General features: G+C 38.3%; 18 protein-coding genes. 5 read left to right on the top strand and 13 right to left on the bottom strand.

What is annotated here, in order from left to right; all coding sequences use genetic code 11:
- Window positions 1–49 precede the first annotated feature (49 nt).
- The 9 genes from ACKWBX_RS07440 to recR form a co-directional block, all read right to left on the bottom strand.
- Window positions 50–202, bottom strand: a complete 153-nt coding sequence (locus tag ACKWBX_RS07440; protein WP_413968040.1) for a DUF4295 domain-containing protein — start codon at window positions 200–202, stop codon at window positions 50–52.
- A gap of 6 nt (window positions 203–208) precedes the next feature.
- Window positions 209–391, bottom strand: a complete 183-nt coding sequence (rpmG, locus tag ACKWBX_RS07435; RefSeq protein ID WP_413968039.1) for a 50S ribosomal protein L33 — start codon at window positions 389–391, stop codon at window positions 209–211.
- 20 nt (window positions 392–411) lie between these two features.
- Window positions 412–648 (bottom strand): 50S ribosomal protein L28, encoded by a 237-nt coding sequence (gene rpmB / locus ACKWBX_RS07430; protein ID WP_413968038.1) that lies wholly within the window; start codon window positions 646–648, stop codon window positions 412–414.
- Between the two features lie 68 nt (window positions 649–716).
- Complete coding sequence (locus ACKWBX_RS07425) at window positions 717–1964, bottom strand: competence/damage-inducible protein A (RefSeq protein ID WP_413968037.1); 1248 nt, start codon at window positions 1962–1964, stop codon at window positions 717–719.
- Entirely contained in the window at window positions 1964–2302 is a 339-nt protein-coding gene (locus tag ACKWBX_RS07420) for an Hpt domain-containing protein (RefSeq protein WP_413968036.1), read from the bottom strand. Before ACKWBX_RS07420 ends, ACKWBX_RS07425 begins: the two co-directional genes overlap by 1 nt.
- Window positions 2302–2913, bottom strand: a complete 612-nt coding sequence (locus ACKWBX_RS07415; protein WP_413968035.1) for a fumarylacetoacetate hydrolase family protein — start codon at window positions 2911–2913, stop codon at window positions 2302–2304. The genes ACKWBX_RS07420 and ACKWBX_RS07415 overlap by 1 nt, the downstream gene beginning before the upstream one ends.
- Window positions 2914–2930: 17 nt before the next feature.
- Window positions 2931–3707: an exonuclease domain-containing protein gene (locus ACKWBX_RS07410; RefSeq protein WP_413968034.1), complete on the bottom strand. Its 777-nt coding sequence runs from the start codon at window positions 3705–3707 to the stop codon at window positions 2931–2933.
- 85 nt (window positions 3708–3792) lie between these two features.
- The gene (locus tag ACKWBX_RS07405) at window positions 3793–5154 is read right to left on the bottom strand and encodes a dihydrolipoamide acetyltransferase family protein (RefSeq protein WP_413968033.1); all 1362 of its coding nucleotides are present in this window, start codon (window positions 5152–5154) and stop codon (window positions 3793–3795) included.
- 92 nt (window positions 5155–5246) lie between these two features.
- Complete coding sequence (recR, locus tag ACKWBX_RS07400; RefSeq protein ID WP_413968863.1) at window positions 5247–5867, bottom strand: recombination mediator RecR; 621 nt, start codon at window positions 5865–5867, stop codon at window positions 5247–5249.
- A gap of 69 nt (window positions 5868–5936) precedes the next feature.
- On the opposite strand from recR, the gene ACKWBX_RS07395 reads away from it, so the two are divergent.
- From ACKWBX_RS07395 to ACKWBX_RS07385, 3 genes are all read left to right on the top strand, one after another.
- Complete coding sequence (locus tag ACKWBX_RS07395) at window positions 5937–7394, top strand: sodium:solute symporter (RefSeq protein WP_413968032.1); 1458 nt, start codon at window positions 5937–5939, stop codon at window positions 7392–7394.
- Window positions 7395–7398: 4 nt separating this feature from the next.
- Window positions 7399–8127, top strand: a complete 729-nt coding sequence (locus ACKWBX_RS07390; RefSeq protein WP_413968031.1) for a hypothetical protein — start codon at window positions 7399–7401, stop codon at window positions 8125–8127.
- 154 nt (window positions 8128–8281) lie between these two features.
- Window positions 8282–9280 carry a VPGUxxT family thioredoxin-like (seleno)protein, type 2 gene (locus tag ACKWBX_RS07385; RefSeq protein WP_413968030.1) on the top strand — a complete coding sequence of 333 codons (999 nt, stop codon included), beginning with the start codon at window positions 8282–8284 and terminating at the stop codon, window positions 9278–9280.
- Between the two features lie 16 nt (window positions 9281–9296).
- On the opposite strand, the gene ACKWBX_RS07380 is transcribed toward ACKWBX_RS07385, so the two are convergent.
- The 4 genes from ACKWBX_RS07380 to ACKWBX_RS07365 all read right to left on the bottom strand — a co-directional run bounded on the left by ACKWBX_RS07380 (window position 9297) and on the right by ACKWBX_RS07365 (window position 13172).
- The gene (locus ACKWBX_RS07380) at window positions 9297–9656 is read right to left on the bottom strand and encodes a CoA-binding protein (protein WP_413968029.1); all 360 of its coding nucleotides are present in this window, start codon (window positions 9654–9656) and stop codon (window positions 9297–9299) included.
- A gap of 405 nt (window positions 9657–10061) precedes the next feature.
- Entirely contained in the window at window positions 10062–11072 is a 1011-nt protein-coding gene (locus ACKWBX_RS07375; protein ID WP_413968028.1) for a 3-oxoacyl-ACP synthase III family protein, read from the bottom strand.
- 117 nt (window positions 11073–11189) lie between these two features.
- Window positions 11190–12500 carry an ABC1 kinase family protein gene (locus tag ACKWBX_RS07370; protein WP_413968027.1) on the bottom strand — a complete coding sequence of 437 codons (1311 nt, stop codon included), beginning with the start codon at window positions 12498–12500 and terminating at the stop codon, window positions 11190–11192.
- Window positions 12501–12518: 18 nt separating this feature from the next.
- Window positions 12519–13172, bottom strand: coding sequence for a TetR family transcriptional regulator C-terminal domain-containing protein (locus ACKWBX_RS07365; protein WP_413968026.1), 654 nt, complete (start codon window positions 13170–13172; stop codon window positions 12519–12521).
- A 378-nt stretch (window positions 13173–13550) separates the two neighbouring features.
- Here ACKWBX_RS07365 and htpG point away from each other — a divergent pair, with 378 nt between their 5' ends.
- Together htpG and ACKWBX_RS07355 are read left to right on the top strand one after the other, a co-directional pair.
- Entirely contained in the window at window positions 13551–15440 is a 1890-nt protein-coding gene (gene htpG / locus ACKWBX_RS07360; RefSeq protein ID WP_413968025.1) for a molecular chaperone HtpG, read from the top strand.
- A gap of 356 nt (window positions 15441–15796) precedes the next feature.
- Window positions 15797–16912, top strand: a complete 1116-nt coding sequence (locus tag ACKWBX_RS07355; protein ID WP_413968024.1) for a helix-turn-helix domain-containing protein — start codon at window positions 15797–15799, stop codon at window positions 16910–16912.
- Window positions 16913–17036: the final 124 nt, after the last annotated feature.

The following is a 17036-nucleotide window of genomic DNA, read 5'->3' as shown; positions in this document are numbered from 1 at the left end:
AAGCCCCTCTCGTATGAAAGGGGCTTTTACTTCTTAAAAGAAAAGAATCTTATTTTTTTGCAATCCACTCGTTCACCATTTCCGGTGCCATTACGGATTCTACAAAAGTGTAAGCCCCTGTTTTAGGAGACTTTACCATTTTTATAGCTTTTGTTAATCTTTTTGAGCTTGTTTGTAAACTCGCTACCGTCTTCTTTGCCATGACTTCTTATTTTATCTCTTTATGAACCGTCATCCTCTTAAGGATAGGATTGAATTTTTTCAATTCCATACGCTCAGGAGTATTCTTTTTATTCTTTGTAGTAATGTATCTAGAAGTTCCAGGTTGTCCTGACTCTTTATGCTCGGTACATTCTAAAATAACTTGAATTCTGTTGCCTTTCTTTGCCATCTTACGCTAATTTTAAAGGATTACTTTACCAACCCTTGTGCCCTTGCTTCTTTCAACACTGCGGAAATACCTTTCTTGTTGATACTCTTTAAAGCTCTTGCAGAAACTTTCAAAGTGATCCAACGGTCTTCTTCAGGAATGTAAAAACGCTTCTTGGAAAGATTTACGTCAAATCTCCTTCTGGTCTTGTTGATAGAGAACGATACGTTGTTCCCGAACATAGCCCTCTTTCCCGTAATTTCACAAACTTTTGACATTGTGTCGAATTTTATTTTAAACAGGGTGCAAATTTATATCATTTTTATCTTTCAGCCAACAATCTACTTCACATTTTTAAAATTTCTTTCTGAAGCAGCTCAAACGCCTTGTTTACGGACTTTTTCACTATTCTTGTCCGGTGATTGCCCATGTTGAATTTTTCGGCAAAAACCCTATTTGGAGTGACAATGGCAATGAAAACCGTACCCACTTCAGCATTCGAATCTCCTTTTGTTGGACCGGCGTTCCCTGTGGTAGCAATAGCAAAATCTGACTTTAATAATTTTTGAGCTCCTTTGGCCATCGCTACAGCAACCGCTTCACTTACCACGGAATGTTTTTCTACCAATTCCTTAGGAACGCCAAGCACGTTGATTTTAACCTCCGTAGCATAACTTACCACGCTGCCTTTAAAATAGGCGGAAGCTCCAGGAATAGCGGTCATGGTCTTGGCTATTTTTCCTCCGGTAAAACTTTCGGCCGTGGCCAAGGTCAGCTTTTTTTCGGTCAGTAATTTAGCGATCAACTGCTCCAAAGTTTCTTCATCCTCTATACCATAAACGATATCCCCAATCAATGAAACCAATTTCTTGGATTCCTTGGCTATCCCATCCTCCAATAGGGAACGCTCAAACCCTTTCGCGGACATTCGTAACCTAACTCTTCCCAAACTCGGCAAATATGCCAGTTTTATAAAAGACGGCAGTGCATTTTCCCAAGCTTCTATACGTTCCGCTATGGCGCTTTCTCCCAACCCATACGTGACTATGGTCTTATGAATGATGTAAGGACGTTCATAAAACTCGGTAATTTTAGGAATTACACGATTCGTAATCAGGTTTTTCATTTCAAAAGGAACGCCCGGCAAGGACACAAAAACCGTATTGTCTTTTTGGAACCACATTCCCGGAGCGGTACCAAACTCATTGTACAATACCTCGGCGGTACTCGGTACCATGGCCTGTAGCCTATTCATGTCCGAAATTGGGGTAGTAATGTGTTTGGCAAAGAGTGCTTCAATATGTTCCAATACCTTTTTATTCTTCACCAAAGAATCTTGAAAATATTCGCAAAAGGTGTGTTTGGTAATATCATCCTTGGTAGGGCCCAAACCTCCGGTAACAATCACTAGATCAACTCGAGATTGTGCATCTGCAAGTGCCTTGAGTATATGTTCCCTATCATCTTGAATTGATGTAATCTGGTACACGGAAACACCAATCTTGTTAAGTTCTTTGGAAATAAAGGCAGAATTGGTATCCACTATTTGACCAATGAGAATCTCATCGCCAATAGTGATGATTTCGGCAAGCATTATAGATTGAAATCGTTTTTTAACTCTCCGATTACCTGATGAATGTCTGTTTTTAAAATCGGAAAAAGTGTCTGGATATCGCCCATATTCGCCTCGTTTTTCCCCAAGTTTTCTATTTCTAGGGCCACTGCACGAGTCTGCTCCATCCCCAATAGATCCACATTGGGTTTTATCTTGTGCGCCATCTTGTAGACTTGCTCATAGTTTTTTTCTTCCAAAGCGGTTTCCAAAGCTTCTAGATCATCAGGAACTTCTTCAAGGAAAACAGTGATTACAGAGTTTATAAAATCCTCATCACCATCTGCCATTTCATTAATTTTATCTAAGCTATAAATCATTATTTTATTTTTACCGTAAATAGTTCTTCACCTTCCAAACTTCCCCTAAGATAGTCATTCGCACTTACTTTACCAACGCCTGCCGGTGTGCCCGTAAAAATGACATCCCCCTTTTTTAACATGAAGAACGTAGAGACGTAACTTATTATTTCATCTATTTTCCACAGCATCAGACTTGTATTTCCTTCTTGAACGATTTCCTCGTTCTTTTTTAGATTGAAATTTAGATTGTTTAAATTTTTAAAATTATTTTTTGGTAGCCATTTCCCAATGACCGCTGCGCCATCAAAACCCTTGGCTTTTTCCCAAGGCAATCCTTTTGATTTGAGTTGAGCCTGTAAATCTCTGGCCGTAAAATCTATCCCTAAACCTATTTCATCGTAATACGAGGGCGCAAATTTTTGTGCAATGTGCTTGCCTACCTTTTTGATCTTCACCAACACTTCTACCTCGTAATGAATATCATCTGAAAAATCGGGTATATAAAAATCTTGCTGCTTGGGAAGTACGGAAGAATCCGGTTTTATGAACACAACGGGCTCCGAAGGTCTTTCATTCTGTAGTTCGGTAATATGGTCCGTATAATTTCTACCGATGCAAATAAGTTTCATACGCTTTTAGCGGATTATCAGCTTAGTTTATTGTTTAGTTTACTTAGCTTAATTTGTGTCAATATTTTTTTGGTGTACAATGGAAAATCGGCATTCAAGATCCAACCGAAATAACCTGGCTCCTTTTCGAGTACGTCATGTACTTTCTTACCTTTGTGTTTCCCGAAGGAAAAAATCTCTTCGCCTTCCTCGTCCAAAGCGATAAACCCGGCAAAATCTACCAATTGTTTTCTTCTTGAAAATTCCGAAAGCTTCTTGATATTATTTTCCAATTCTGGATAGCGGTCCAATTGGGACAGCAATACTTCATAAGTGGCCAAGGTATCCGCCTCCGCACTATGGGCATCCGTAAGGTCCTTATCACAATAAAACTTGTATGCCGCACCTAAAGTACGTTTCTCCATTTTATGAAAAATGGTCTGCACATCTACCGAAACCGTATTCTTCATATCAAAATCGATATCCGCACGTAGCATTTCTTCGGCCAATAAGGGAATATCAAATCGGTCCGAGTTGAATCCGCCCAAATCACTATCCTTTATCATCTTATAAATCTCTTTGGACAGCTGTTTGAAGGTGGGTTCATTGGCGACTTTCTCATTGGAAATACCATGAACGGCAACGACTTCCTCAGGAATATGCATTTCTGGATTCACCAACCACGTTTTACTTTCTTTGTTTCCGTTGGGGAAAACTTTTAGGATAGAAATTTCTACGATCCTGTCTTTGGCAACATTGACACCTGTAGTTTCCAAATCGAAAAAACAAATGGGTCGGGTGAGTTTTAATTCCATTTTTTTGGGACTTTTAGCAAATATAAGTGTTCGCCTCTAGCAGAGAAACTAAAAACCTCTTGTTTCGTTAAACAGTAAAAGTGGTTTAAATCTCGCGATTCACATCCCAAGCTTCCAAATAATCGGCAACCGCTTTGGCGAACATACTTCCCAGAGCACCGTTGACCACTCTATGGTCATAACTGTGCGAGAGGTACATCTTGCTACGGATACCAATAAAATCTCCTTCCGAAGTCTCTATCACCGAGGGGATCTTACGAATTGCGCCCAAGGCCAATATACCCACTTGCGGCTGATTGATAATAGGTGTGCCGAAAACACTGCCAAAAGTACCCACGTTGGTCACCGTGTAGGTGCCGTCCTGAACCTCATCTGGTTTCAAGGCGTTGTTCCTGGAACGATCGGCCAGATCATTGACCACTTTTGCCATGCCGACCAAATTCAACTGGTCCGCATTTTTGATGACAGGGACAATGAGATTTCCATCCGGTAGGGCTGCCGCCATACCGATATTGATATTCTTCTTCTTTATGACGTTATCCCCATCTACGGAAATATTCATCATTGGGTATTTTTTCAAGGCCTTTGCCACAGCTTCCATAAAGATGGGCGTGAACGTTAACTTTTCGCCTTCTTGTTTTTGGAATTGGTCTTTCATCTTATTACGCCAATTCACGATATTGGTCACATCCACTTCAATAAAACTCTGCACATGTGCCGATGTAGCGACACTATCCGTCATATGTTTTGCAATGAGTTTCCCCATTCTGGACATGGCAATGACTTCGTCTCCCTTAGCAGATTGTACTGGAGTATTTGCAGTTACCTTCTCTACAGCCGCTGGTTTAACGGGTTCTGGGGCGGGAGCACTTTTAGTTTCCGATATCGCTTCTTTAGGTTTCGGAGGGGTGGTCCCATTTTCACCGCGACTTTCCACGTACGCGATAATATCGTTTTTGGTAACCCTACCTTCCTTGCCAGAACCGGAAAGCGCATCCAACTCATCAAGGGAAATACCTTCTTTTTTTGCAATATTCTTCACTAAAGGGGAATAGAAGCGTTCAGACCCGCTATAATCCTGTACCGATGTCGTAGTCGTTTCTTTTGCTTTTATCATGGCAGATTCCGCAGCCGCTACCATTTCCTCTTCAAAAGGTTCCTCCTCAACAGTTTCCGTAGTTTTTTGTTTCTCCTCTACAGCATCACCATCCGTTTGAATAATAGCTACCGTTTCACCCACTTTTATCACATCGTCTATGTCAAAAAGTTTTTCGACCAAAACACCATCTACTTCACTGGGAACCTCACTGTCTACCTTATCCGTAGCGATTTCAAAAATCGCCTCGTCCATTTCAATAGTATCTCCCACTTCTTTCAACCATGAGGTCAAAGTCGCTTCCGCGACACTTTCGCCCATACGTGGTAGTTTTAATTCAAATTTTGACATATCAATAATTTAAAGCCATATCTGGCAGTATTTTTTGCAAAAATAATAAAATTTAGACCGCTTAACTGATTTTACCATACTTTTAAGAATCATCAGTTAGACTTCAGGGAACCTTCAAAAGGCACCCGGTTCAAGATGCTCCGGCCTAAGGTAATCTCATCTGCATACTCCAATTCATCACCAACAGCTATTCCTCTGGCAATAGTTGATGTACGTACCTCCATCCCATCAATCTGTTTGTAAATATAAAAATTGGTGGTATCGCCCTCCATCGTGGAACTTAACGCAAAAATAAGTTCCTTTATTTCGCCCTCTTTTACCTTATTTACAAGCGACATTATTTTTAAATCCTGGGGGCCAATACCTTCCATTGGAGAAATTTTACCTCCAAGAACATGGTACAATCCCCTAAACTGACCTGTATTTTCAATGGCCATTACATCCCGTATGTCCTCTACCACGCAGACCAAACTGGCATCCCTTTTTGGGTTGGCGCATATTTCACAAGTGGGCATATCCGAAATATTATGGCAATTATCACAGTAACGGACCGTGCTTCTTAATTTAGAGATTGCCGTGGAAAGGTGTTCTGTTTGGGTCTCTGGCTGTTTTAACAAATGTAATACCAAACGGAGTGCCGTACGCTTACCAATGCCCGGTAATTGGGACATTTCATAGACCGCGTTTTCCAATAATTTTGAAGAAAAATCCATTCCGTAGCGTTTGGGCATAAAATTACGTACTATTTTTACTTTTTGTACTTTGCCAATAAATTATTTCTCATGTCCGGTGCACACATTCTCTTCCTAATCGGTGGATATTTTTTGGTATTGTTGATTATCTCCTACTTCACCGGAAAAAACGATTCCAACGAAGATTTTTTTAAGGCCGGAAAACAATCGCCGTGGTATCTGGTCGCTTTTGGAATGGTGGGTGCCTCCCTGTCCGGAGTTACCTTTATTTCCGTTCCCGGTTGGGTAGAAGCATCCCAGTTTAGCTATATGCAAGTGGTTTTAGGCTATTTTCTAGGGTACTTTATTGTTGCTTTTGTGCTTTTGCCCATCTATTACAAACAGAATGTAACCAGTATTTATGAATATTTGGACAATCGTTTTGGTTTTGTGAGCTATAAGGTAGGTGCAATTTCATTCTTTGTTTCAAGGGTCTTGGGTGCTGCTTTCAGATTGTTTTTAGTCGCTATTGTGCTACAACAATTTGTTTTTGATGCTTGGGGTGTACCTTTTGAAGTTACCGTTACGCTTTCTATCCTCCTTATTTGGATATACACTTTTAAAGGGGGGATAAAAACCATTGTTTGGACAGATACGTTACAAACGTTGTTCATGCTACTATCCGTAGGGCTATCCATCTATTTTATTCTAGACCAATTGGATTGGACTTTTGGTGAATTTTTAGGCTCCGATGAACTATCTAACTATAGTAAAACCTTTTTTACGGATGATTTTTTCGCCAAAAACCATTTCCTGAAATCGTTTTTAGGGGGCATGTTCGTTACTATTTGCATGACAGGTCTTGACCAAGATATGATGCAAAAAAACCTCACATGCAAAAACCTGAAAGAGGCACAAAAAAATATGGTTTCTTTTAGTGTGGTCCTGGTCATAGTGACTTTTGTATTCATGCTGTTGGGAGCCTTACTGTTCATTTATGCCAACAAATACCAAATAGCGTTACCGTTGATGGACGGCAAACCCAAATCTGATTTATTGTTCCCAGAAATAGCCTTGAACAGCGGTTTGGGCATCATGGTAGCCATTACGTTCATGCTTGGCCTCATTGCTGCGGCCTATAGTAGCGCGGATAGTGCGCTCACTTCTTTGACCACCTCTTTCTGTGTGGATTTTTTAGGTACCGAAAAAAAGGAAAGAGCTTTGGCCAGACGCATACGCCGGTTTACCCATGTAGGTATGAGCTTACTGCTTATTGTTGTGGTCATTGCATTTAAATACATTCTAGATAAGAACGTGATTGACGGTCTACTTACCGTAGCGTCTTATACATATGGGCCTTTATTGGGACTTTTTTCCTTCGGTATTTTCACCACGTATAAAGTGAGGGATAATTATGTTTGGTTGGTGGCGCTTGCATCCGTAACCCTCATTGTATTGCTCGCCAAAATACCATCTGAATCATTAGGTGGTTATATTTTTGGATATGAATTATTGCCCCTGAACGGATTGCTGACTTTCTTGGGTCTATTTCTTATCAGAAAAAAGTGAGCTAATGGAAAAATTACCATTATACATTCCAATAGTTTTTTGTTTGACCGTATTCCTGACGCTGGCACTTTTCTATTGGATCGTAAAAAATGCCAGCGTTCCTAAAATCAGAAAAAAAGCGAATCTTATCTTGTTATTTTTACTGGCATGGATAGCGGTACAGGAAGTTCTGGCCGCCAAGGGCGTTTTTTACGAAAATCTTGAGGTACTGCCGCCAAGAATATTTCTTCTGGGTATTCTTCCTGTCATCACTGTTATGTTTTTGCTCTTTCTGACCAAAACAGGAAAACGTTTTATAGATAGTCTATGCATCAAAAAGTTAACGATAATTCATCTTGTTCGCATTCCCGTGGAATTTACATTGCTCTGGTTGTTTCAGCAGAAAGTAATCCCCATTATTATGACTTTTGAAGGATGGAATTTTGATATCATCATGGGACTTACGGCACCATTGATATTTTATTTCGGTTTTAAGGGGAAATTGCTTCGACGTCATTTTCTTTTGGTTTGGAACGGTATCGGCATTCTGTTTTTAGCAATCATTTTTATCATCGCTGTGCTCTCCGCTCCTTTCCCCTTACAACAGTTTGCATTTGACCAACCAAATGTTGCGCTTTTATACTTTCCATATAATTTGCTGCCAACCTTTATTGTTCCCGTTGTAGTATTGAGTCATTTTATTTTGATACGAAAGCTCATCAGACTGAAACCAGAAGATGAAAAGGATTTATAGCAACTTTTGAAATAATTTCACCATCTCTCCTATGACCATTCAACGACATTTTTTTGGAGAACTTTTTATATTGATGCGTTAAAATTCTCTAAAACTTTTTACTGTTATGCTTTTGTGATGTTTAGCTTCTATGTTTGTTCTAAAATTATTTCACATGAAAAAGTATATTCAAATCATAGCAATACTAGTGTTCGTATGTGGTGTAACATATAGCAGTGCACAATCTATCATAAAGCAAAGCGAAGAATTAGGCCAAGTACATTGGTATAGGGACTATGACAAAGCAGTTGCACTTTCAAAAAAACAGAACAAGGATATTTTAATTCTTTTTCAGGAGGTTCCGGGATGCAGCACCTGTCGTAATTACGGACATAATGTATTGAGTAGTCCACTTATGGTAGAAGCCATTGAAAACTCTTTTATTCCATTAGCGATATTTAATAATAAAGGTGGAAAGGATAGGGAGGTTTTGAATAAATTCAATGAACCTACTTGGAACAATCCAGTCGTCAGAATCGTTGATTTTAATGGCAAGGATGTTGTACAGCCTATTAACAGAGATTATTCAGTATCTACCTTGAGTAAAAGAATTATAGAGGCTTTGGAAAGTAGGAATGCTGAGATTCCCGGCTACATCAATTTACTGGAAAAAGAGCTCTCTACTTCTGAAAGAGGAAATTTGGAAGAAGCACATTTTAAAATGTACTGTTTTTGGACCGGGGAAAAACAACTTGGTAAAGTAGATGGCGTGGTAAGTACAAAATCCGGTTTCGCCGATCATAGCGAAGTTGTAAAAGTTAAGTATGACCCGACCGTTGTAGACAAGGCTACTTTAGAAAACTATGCCCAAAAGAACAGCTTTAAGCCAATTGATGCCAGTAGAACCTATAGGCCGGCGAAAAATGATATCCACTATTATTTAAGACATACCGATTATAGGTACATTCCTTTGACGGAATTGCAGCAGACCAAAATAAATAGTGCTTTGGGCAGCAGAAGGTCCGGATATGAGTATCTAAGCCCTAAACAACTTATTTGGTTGAACAAAGTGATGCATTCCAAATTAAAAGGGAAAAACTTATTGGAAACTAATTTTGAGGAAGCGTGGGCATTGAAAGAAAAAGAATCCATGATAGCCTCAAACAATAAATAAAATCCCGGCCACTTTATCAATATTGTCCCGTAGCCAAAAGGACAAGCGTACAGGCGACTTCAACATGAACATGATGTTGACGCAACAACTCATAAAATTCAGGATTTTCCGTACCTGGATTAAAGATGACCCTTTCCGGTCTTAAATCAATAATTGCCCGATAATATTCCTCCTGCCGTTTGGGGTTCAAATACAATGTAACGGTATGTAAATCTTTGTAATCCGTCAAATCCGTCATTATTTCAACAGACCGAACCTTACCCGACCGAAGTCCGTAAGCGACCGTAGGAATTTCATTATCCAATAAACGATTGATGGCAATATTACTATAACGATTTGGTTTTAAGGAAGCTCCAAACACAAGTGTCTTTTTCATTTGTTAAGAAGGATGTTAAACTTTAAACAGAACTGTAACTATTTCATAAAAATTTCGTCTCTTAGTAATGGCAAAGAAGTTTCCCCTAACGTACTTATAAATTATAAATGTTGTTGATAACGCTATATATTTATAGTTAATGGTTAGTGTTTAGTATAGCCTATCAGCACAAGAAACCCGGACTTTGTTCGGGTTTCGTTTTTTGGCCATATCTAGTCCAACCGACATTTTGTTTAATTTTTAGCACGTTAAGTTTGCGTTAAAAAACTACTGAAATGTAACAATTGTACTTTAAAAGTAGTCTATTGTATAAGGATGAACCCAGACTATGAATTGGTTGGTTTTCTTGTTTGGAATTCATCTGAAAACCCGTGGTTTTTGCCACGGGTTTTTATATTTTGTTCCTTACCAACGTATAATGGCGCTGCCCCAGGTAAATCCGCTGCCAAAGGCTGCAAGAACTACTAAATCCCCAGAATTTACCTTTCCGGACTCCCAAGCTTCGGTCAGAGCGATAGGTATGGAAGCGGCAGTTGTATTTCCGTATTTCATGATATTATTGAATACCTGATTATCCTCTAAGCCAAATTTCTTTTGAATGAACTGTGAAATCCTCAAATTGGCCTGGTGCGGTACCAACAAATCAATGTCCGAGGGTTGTAATTTATTTTTGGCCAAACCTTCCATAATGACTTCGCTAAAACGAACAACGGCATTCTTAAAAACAAATTGACCGTTCATATACGGAAAATAAGACTCATCATTTGGGTTGTTCTCCTCAATAATATCCGTCACCCATCTTTTGCCCATTCCAGGAGCGATCAAAGAAAGTTCCTCCGCGTGTTGTCCTTCCGAGTGCAAGTGTGTGGAAAGTATTCCTTTATGGGTGTCTTCCTCCCTTGTTAAAACTGCTGCTCCGGCACCATCGCCAAAAATTACCGAGACTCCCCTACCCCTAGTGGTCATGTCCAAACCTTGGGAATGCAGTTCTGAACCTATGACCAAAATGTTGTTGTACATACCGCTCTTTATGTACTGGTCTGCCACAGAAATTCCGTAAATGAATCCCGAGCATTGATTGCGCACATCTAAAGCACCCACGGTTTTTATCCCTAAATCTCTTTGTACCAAAACACCGGGCCCAGGAAAATAGTAATCAGGGCTTAAGGTCGCAAAGACAATAAAATCGATATCATCCTTGTCAATCCCGGCACGTTCAATAGCTATTTTAGCAGCTTTTACACCCATTGTAGTGGTTGTATCCCCGTCACCCTTTATGACATGCCTGCGTTCTTTGATTCCCGTTCGTTCCTGGATCCATTCATCATTGGTATCCATCATTTTGGATAAATCATCATTAGTGACCACATTTTCAGGAACATAGTAGCCTAATCCTATTATTTTTGAGTTATACATTCGTATAATTTTGATTTAATCAACTATTTGAATCAACTAGCTTTGCAATATAATCAACTATTTGCAATCCATTGTAATTTAAACGAATCCTACAGATTCATCGGACATTAATAATTATTAGTCTAAATATTTTTGGAAATGGTTCACCTTAATTTTTGCCTTAAGGTCATGGAGTAAATTATACAATCCGAAAAATGTTCTATTCATGTAAATGAAATGTTTAGAGCCCCTGTTGCCGTTCATTTTACGAAGTTCCTTGTCAGAAGAAAAACGCTCGCTCAACTGGGCCACTTGGTTCCAAAAGGTGTCGTCACCAAAATCAAATTCTTCATCATGAAACGGAGATGTAAACAAGCTTAACAACTCATGAAATAAGGCTTTGAAGAATTTAACCTCTTTTGGAGTGTCATTGGGCATCAATATTTCAAGCTCGTACATTTTTTCGGTAAAAATGGCATCATTCGAAATATTCTCTTTTTGGGCAAGTTCAAAGTAGGGTCTGTAAAAAGAATCCGGAACTTCTTTGATGCAACCAAAATCAATCGCGATTAATTCATCGGTTTCACTGATCAAAAAATTGCCGGGATGCGGATCTGCGTGCACCTTTCTAAGCCCGTGAATTTGGTACATGTAAAAATCCCATAAAGTCTGTCCCAATTTATTACCTAGTTCTTGGGAGAAATTTGTTTTTACGAATTCTCCAAGATGTTGTCCTTTCATCCAATCCATAGTAATAATACGTTCACTCGAAAGATTCTCGTAATACTCTGGAAAGATCAAATTGTCTAGTTTAGAACAAGCTTTGGTAATTTCTTGGCTTTGCGCTATTTCCAATAAATAATTGGTCTCTTCTATTAGCTTGTCCTCTACCTCTTTAAAATATTTGTCGGAGTCTTTTCCCTTAATATTGAACATTCTAATAGCAATGGGTTTTACCAAAGCTAAATCACTGCTTATACTCTGTGCCACTCCTGGGTATTGAATTTTCACCGCCAGTTCCTTTCCATTTTTAGTAGCCTTGTGAACCTGCCCTATGCTTGCCGCATTTATGGAATCTTTCTCAAACGTATCGTAGATATCTTCAGGATACTTTCCCAAATATTTATTGAATGTCTTACGGACCAAGGGAGCGGATAGTGGTGGTACCGAAAATTGGGACAAGGAAAATTTTTCTACGTAGGCATTCGGCAAAAGATTTTTCTCCATGCTCAACATTTGCGCAACTTTTAACGCACTGCCTTTTAAACTTTTGAGTCCATCATAAATATCCCCGGCATTGTCCTCATTAAGTTCATCCCTGGTAAGTTCCGGATTTACCAGTTTTTTACCGTAGTACTTCGCATAGTTACCCCCAATTTTAACACCGGTTTTAACAAGCTTACTAGCGCGTTCAATTTTTCCAGTAGGTATTTTATCCAGTGTTTTCAATAGATCTTATTTTTAGGATTAGGCAAAATTTTCTTTGTAGAGAAATTTTCCAAAATCAAGTATATTGTCCAAAGGCGTATTGTCAAAAAGGTCAAAGATGGTGTTGACAGATTTCTCAATGGCCAAATCTGTCTTCTCGAAACTCGGTGAATCGTCGTTCATCCAAAATTTCAGAATGAACATAAATTGTAACCACGCGCCTTCCGAAAAAATTGTAGGATTGTGTTTGGTAATTCCATAGGTTTTATTGGCATTGCCATCTTCAATTAAATCTTTTGCAAAATGTTTTATATTCTTCCTAAGCGCTTTTAATTGTTCCAGATTTTTCATCGGGCTACGCTCGTGCTTCAACGTAAACAATACATAACTTCTGTTCAATGTCAACATTTCAAAGAAAGTGTAGAAAAAAGTAAGCATTTTATCCTTGTTCGAAAAAGACTCATATTCTTTGTTCTTTTCCATTAATGCAATCGTGTTTGAAAAAAATTGTTCCCAAATACCTTTTTGTAAAGACGAAATCGAACCAAAAAAGAGATAAAAATCCTCTTCCTTGATTTTATTGATTTTACAAAATTTATAGACCGACTTTGGCACCATCTCATGTTCCAAAACATAGTCCATATACATGGAAACGATATCGTTAGCTGTAATTTTCTTCGTTTTTGTGGCCATATGATTGTTTTATCTTTAAAGTTAAACCGAATTATGGAAAGGGAGCAGGTTATCTAAAAGTTTGACTTTTATTTAGCAAAAACGTGCTTTCGAGAGAAAGCACGTTTTCAAACAACCTAACCAATAAATAATCAAAACGTGATTATACTTTTAGAAATCTTTTTCATAGCAATTTCTTATAATCACAATGTAAAGATAAGTAATGTTTAACTTTTAATAAAATTAATTAAACAAAAAATATGTTAAACTTTTACATAAGTATATATGTCAGTTTGTCATTGAATGCAAGTATGGTATTTTTTTTGTCACTTGGACGTACAAACCACAGTTAATGGTTTTTTATAAAATAGTTTAATACATAAAAAGAATATAAGCATTATGACAACAGGTAAAATAAATGTTTCGGTAGACAACATATTTCCGTTGATCAAGAAATTTTTGTATAGCGATCATGAAATTTTTCTAAGGGAATTAATATCCAATGCAACGGATGCCACTTTGAAATTAAAACATCTTTCTTCTATCGGAGAGGCAAAAGTGGAATATGGTAATCCCATGATCGAGGTCAAAGTGGACAAAAAAGGAAAAAAACTTCATGTTATTGACCAAGGTTTGGGAATGACGGAGGACGAAGTGAAAAAATACATCAATGAAGTGGCATTTTCCGGTGCCGAGGAATTTCTGAACAAGTATGAGGACTCTGCCAAAGATTCAGGCATTATAGGGCATTTTGGACTTGGTTTCTACTCGGCCTTTATGGTAGCGGACAAAGTGGAAATAATCACCAAAAGTTTTAAGGAAGAACCAGCGGTACATTGGTCTTGTGACGGTTCACCTACCTTCAACATTAAAAAATCCAAAAAAGAGGAGCGTGGTACGGAGATCATCTTACATATAGCAGATGATTCCAAAGAGTTTTTAGAGGATAGCAAGATCAGTGAGCTATTGAACAAGTATAACAAGTTCATGCCCGTTCCCATCAAATTCGGAACCAAAACAGAAACCCTTCCCAAACCGGAAGGCGCCAAGGAAGATGACCCGGCTCCTACGCAAGAGGTAGATAATATTGTAAACAATCCAAATCCGGCATGGACCAAACAACCTGCCGATCTAAAAGAGGAAGATTATAAGAGTTTCTACAGGGAATTATATCCCATGCAATTTGAGGAACCATTGTTCAATATTCATTTGAACGTAGATTACCCTTTTAACCTTACCGGTATTCTATACTTCCCAAAATTGACAAATGATCTGAACATCCAAAAAGATAGGATACAATTATATCAAAATCAGGTTTTCGTAACGGATAACGTAGAAGGTATTGTACCAGAATTTTTGACTATGTTACGTGGCGTAATAGATTCACCGGACATTCCGCTGAACGTTTCCCGTTCCTATTTACAGGCCGATGGTGCCGTTAAGAAAATATCGTCCTACATCACAAGGAAAGTGGCCGACAAATTAAACTCGCTCTTTAAAAACAACCGAGAGGATTTTGAGGCAAAATGGAACGATATTAAAATCGTCATAGAATACGGAATGCTTTCCGAGGATAAATTCTTTGAAAAAGCGGATAAGTTTGCCCTATACCCAACCGTAGATGAATCTTTCTTCACATTTGAAGAATTACAGGAGAAAATAAAAGGAAACCAAACGGATAAAGACGATAAGCTTGTTATCCTCTACACGTCCGACAAAGAAGCACAACATAGCTATATTGAGGCTGCCAAGGCCAAAGGCTACGAAGTCCTGTTGATGGATTCCCCAATTATTGGTCACCTAATGCAGAAGTTGGAAACTTCCAAAGAAAAAATATCCTTTGCAAGGGTAGACGCGGACCATATTGATAAGCTTATCCAAAAAGAGGACACACAGATTTCCAAACTTTCCGATGAGGAAAAAGAAAAGCTTAAAACAGATTTGGAAACTGTTTTTGGTGAAAAGAGCAGTTACACCGTTCAGTTGGAAGCTATGGACAGTGATGCCTCTCCTTTCATCATTACAGAACCGGAATTTATGCGCAGAATGAAAGAGATGCAACAGACCGGTGGCGGTGGAATGTTCGGTATGGGCAATATGCCGGAGATGTACAACCTCATCGTCAACACCAATCATGAATTGGTCAGTGAAATCCTGAACACCAAAACGGCCAAGAAGAAAGAACGTTTGATCAACCAATCCTTGGATTTGGCAAAACTTTCAAAAGGGCTGCTCAAAGGTGCCGAATTGACCGAATTCATAAAGCGTAGTTATGAAATGGTGAAGTAATCGCATCACACTATTAAGTATTTAAAACCGCTTCTAAATATGAAGCGGTTTTTTCGTTTTAAAGTCTTTGGTCTTTTCATCACATTCAAAATCCAATGTATCTCCGTTGTACATTTTAATAAAAATTCGTCTATTCAAGATTGACTTTATAGGCAGGTAGGTCATTTTTTTATACTTCGCATCAAAAATCATATCGGAATAGAACTTTTCGATATCAACAACTATAATTTCAACGGCAATCGGCCTAATTCTTTACTATTTGTTGGTAAGCAAAAGCGTCTTTGCATAGAAGGAAAATACCTATAAATAAATTAAAACGCTTATATTAGTATAGACATATTTTAACTAATATGACCTTGGATTTTAACATAATTTCTTTACTGGATACTGCTGGCTTTGTTCAAGGTCTGGTCTTGGGTATTCTGCTTATAGTCCTTAATAAAAGGAAACATAGGACTACTACGTTTTTAGGACTCTTCTTGATTCTTTATGCATGCCAGCGGGTACCTGTCATTCTTAGAGACTTAAAAGTATATGATAATTACCCGGAACTGTACATGTTACCCTTGAACTTTTTTTGGCTGCTTATGCCATTGTTTTATTTGTACACCCAAGAAATTTCTGTTTTTTCGTCTAACAAAAAGAAATATTGGTTATTGTTCCCCGGCATCATAGCTTTTATTATTCAGGTAATCGTTTTCTTTCTTCCTTATGAAACTAAACTTTATATTGCACCCAATTTATGGCGAGGAGCATTCTTTGTTTCCGGTGCTGTTTACAGTTGGATCGTTGGTTTTTGGAACTTAAAATTACTGAGCGATCACCGTAATGAAGTAAGGAATCATTTTTCAATGTTAGTATCAAGGGAACTACAATGGGCACGCACCTTTCTCTTCTTTAGTTTAACGGGTACCATATTATACATGGCCCAAGCACACTTTCTAAGTGAAAACCAATTTTCAAGGTTCTTTTTTTTGGCTTTCGATTTAATCGTAATCTATTGGGTATCCTATCATGGCGTGGTGCAACGTAATATTCTCTCCCTTGCGGCAAAGAAACAAATGTATGATAGCGTTGCATCTAAAAAATCCCAAGAAGTGATTCCTTTGCCTTCACTATCAAAGGAATACTTACAAGAACTTGTAGAAAAAATAGATGGTTATATGAATACTTCTGAAAGTTTTGTCCATACAGAATTGACCATTATAGATCTAGCCGAAAAAGTGGATGTACACCCTAAACGTATTTCCAAGGCCATCAATACAATAAGAAATCAGAACTTCAATTCGTACGTTAACTTATTCCGCATCAAAAAGGCAGAACAAATTCTGAAAAACAACGAAGAAGAACATCTTAGCATTGAAGGTATTGGCAATGAAGTTGGCTTTCATAGCAAAAGTGCCTTTTATTCCGCGTTTAGAAAAGTAACCGGTACAACACCAACCAAATACAAACAGTATATTTCGGCATAATCAAGGTTTCGTTTAAGCTATAAGCGTAGTCCTGATTCCTGAAAAAGGAACTTTATAATGGGTTAAATGTCAAGTTGGTACGGATTTCAGAAATCAGGACTTATTCAAAGTACAATTCTTAGGA

The organism is Maribacter algae, from assembly GCF_047345745.1.
Classification (GTDB): domain Bacteria; phylum Bacteroidota; class Bacteroidia; order Flavobacteriales; family Flavobacteriaceae; genus Maribacter.
The sequence above is the reverse complement of the archived record's forward strand: the minus strand, read 5'-3'. Positions and strand labels throughout refer to the sequence as shown.

Bases quoted from the DNA above. Each gene is read 5' to 3' on its own strand.
- ACKWBX_RS07440 (WP_413968040.1), bottom strand. From the start codon at position 202: ATGGCAAAGAAGACGGTAGCGAGTTTACAAACAAGCTCAAAAAGATTA.
- rpmG (WP_413968039.1), bottom strand. From the start codon at position 391: ATGGCAAAGAAAGGCAACAGAATTCAAGTTATTTTAGAATGTACCGAG.
- rpmB (WP_413968038.1), bottom strand. From the start codon at position 648: ATGTCAAAAGTTTGTGAAATTACGGGAAAGAGGGCTATGTTCGGGAAC.
- ACKWBX_RS07425 (WP_413968037.1), bottom strand. From the start codon at position 1,964: ATGCTTGCCGAAATCATCACTATTGGCGATGAGATTCTCATTGGTCAA.
- ACKWBX_RS07420 (WP_413968036.1), bottom strand. From the start codon at position 2,302: ATGATTTATAGCTTAGATAAAATTAATGAAATGGCAGATGGTGATGAG.
- ACKWBX_RS07415 (WP_413968035.1), bottom strand. From the start codon at position 2,913: ATGAAACTTATTTGCATCGGTAGAAATTATACGGACCATATTACCGAA.
- ACKWBX_RS07410 (WP_413968034.1), bottom strand. From the start codon at position 3,707: ATGGAATTAAAACTCACCCGACCCATTTGTTTTTTCGATTTGGAAACT.
- ACKWBX_RS07405 (WP_413968033.1), bottom strand. From the start codon at position 5,154: ATGTCAAAATTTGAATTAAAACTACCACGTATGGGCGAAAGTGTCGCG.
- recR (WP_413968863.1), bottom strand. From the start codon at position 5,867: ATGGATTTTTCTTCAAAATTATTGGAAAACGCGGTCTATGAAATGTCC.
- ACKWBX_RS07395 (WP_413968032.1), top strand. From the start codon at position 5,937: ATGTCCGGTGCACACATTCTCTTCCTAATCGGTGGATATTTTTTGGTA.
- ACKWBX_RS07390 (WP_413968031.1), top strand. From the start codon at position 7,399: ATGGAAAAATTACCATTATACATTCCAATAGTTTTTTGTTTGACCGTA.
- ACKWBX_RS07385 (WP_413968030.1), top strand. From the start codon at position 8,282: ATGAAAAAGTATATTCAAATCATAGCAATACTAGTGTTCGTATGTGGT.
- ACKWBX_RS07380 (WP_413968029.1), bottom strand. From the start codon at position 9,656: ATGAAAAAGACACTTGTGTTTGGAGCTTCCTTAAAACCAAATCGTTAT.
- ACKWBX_RS07375 (WP_413968028.1), bottom strand. From the start codon at position 11,072: ATGTATAACTCAAAAATAATAGGATTAGGCTACTATGTTCCTGAAAAT.
- ACKWBX_RS07365 (WP_413968026.1), bottom strand. From the start codon at position 13,172: ATGGCCACAAAAACGAAGAAAATTACAGCTAACGATATCGTTTCCATG.
- htpG (WP_413968025.1), top strand. From the start codon at position 13,551: ATGACAACAGGTAAAATAAATGTTTCGGTAGACAACATATTTCCGTTG.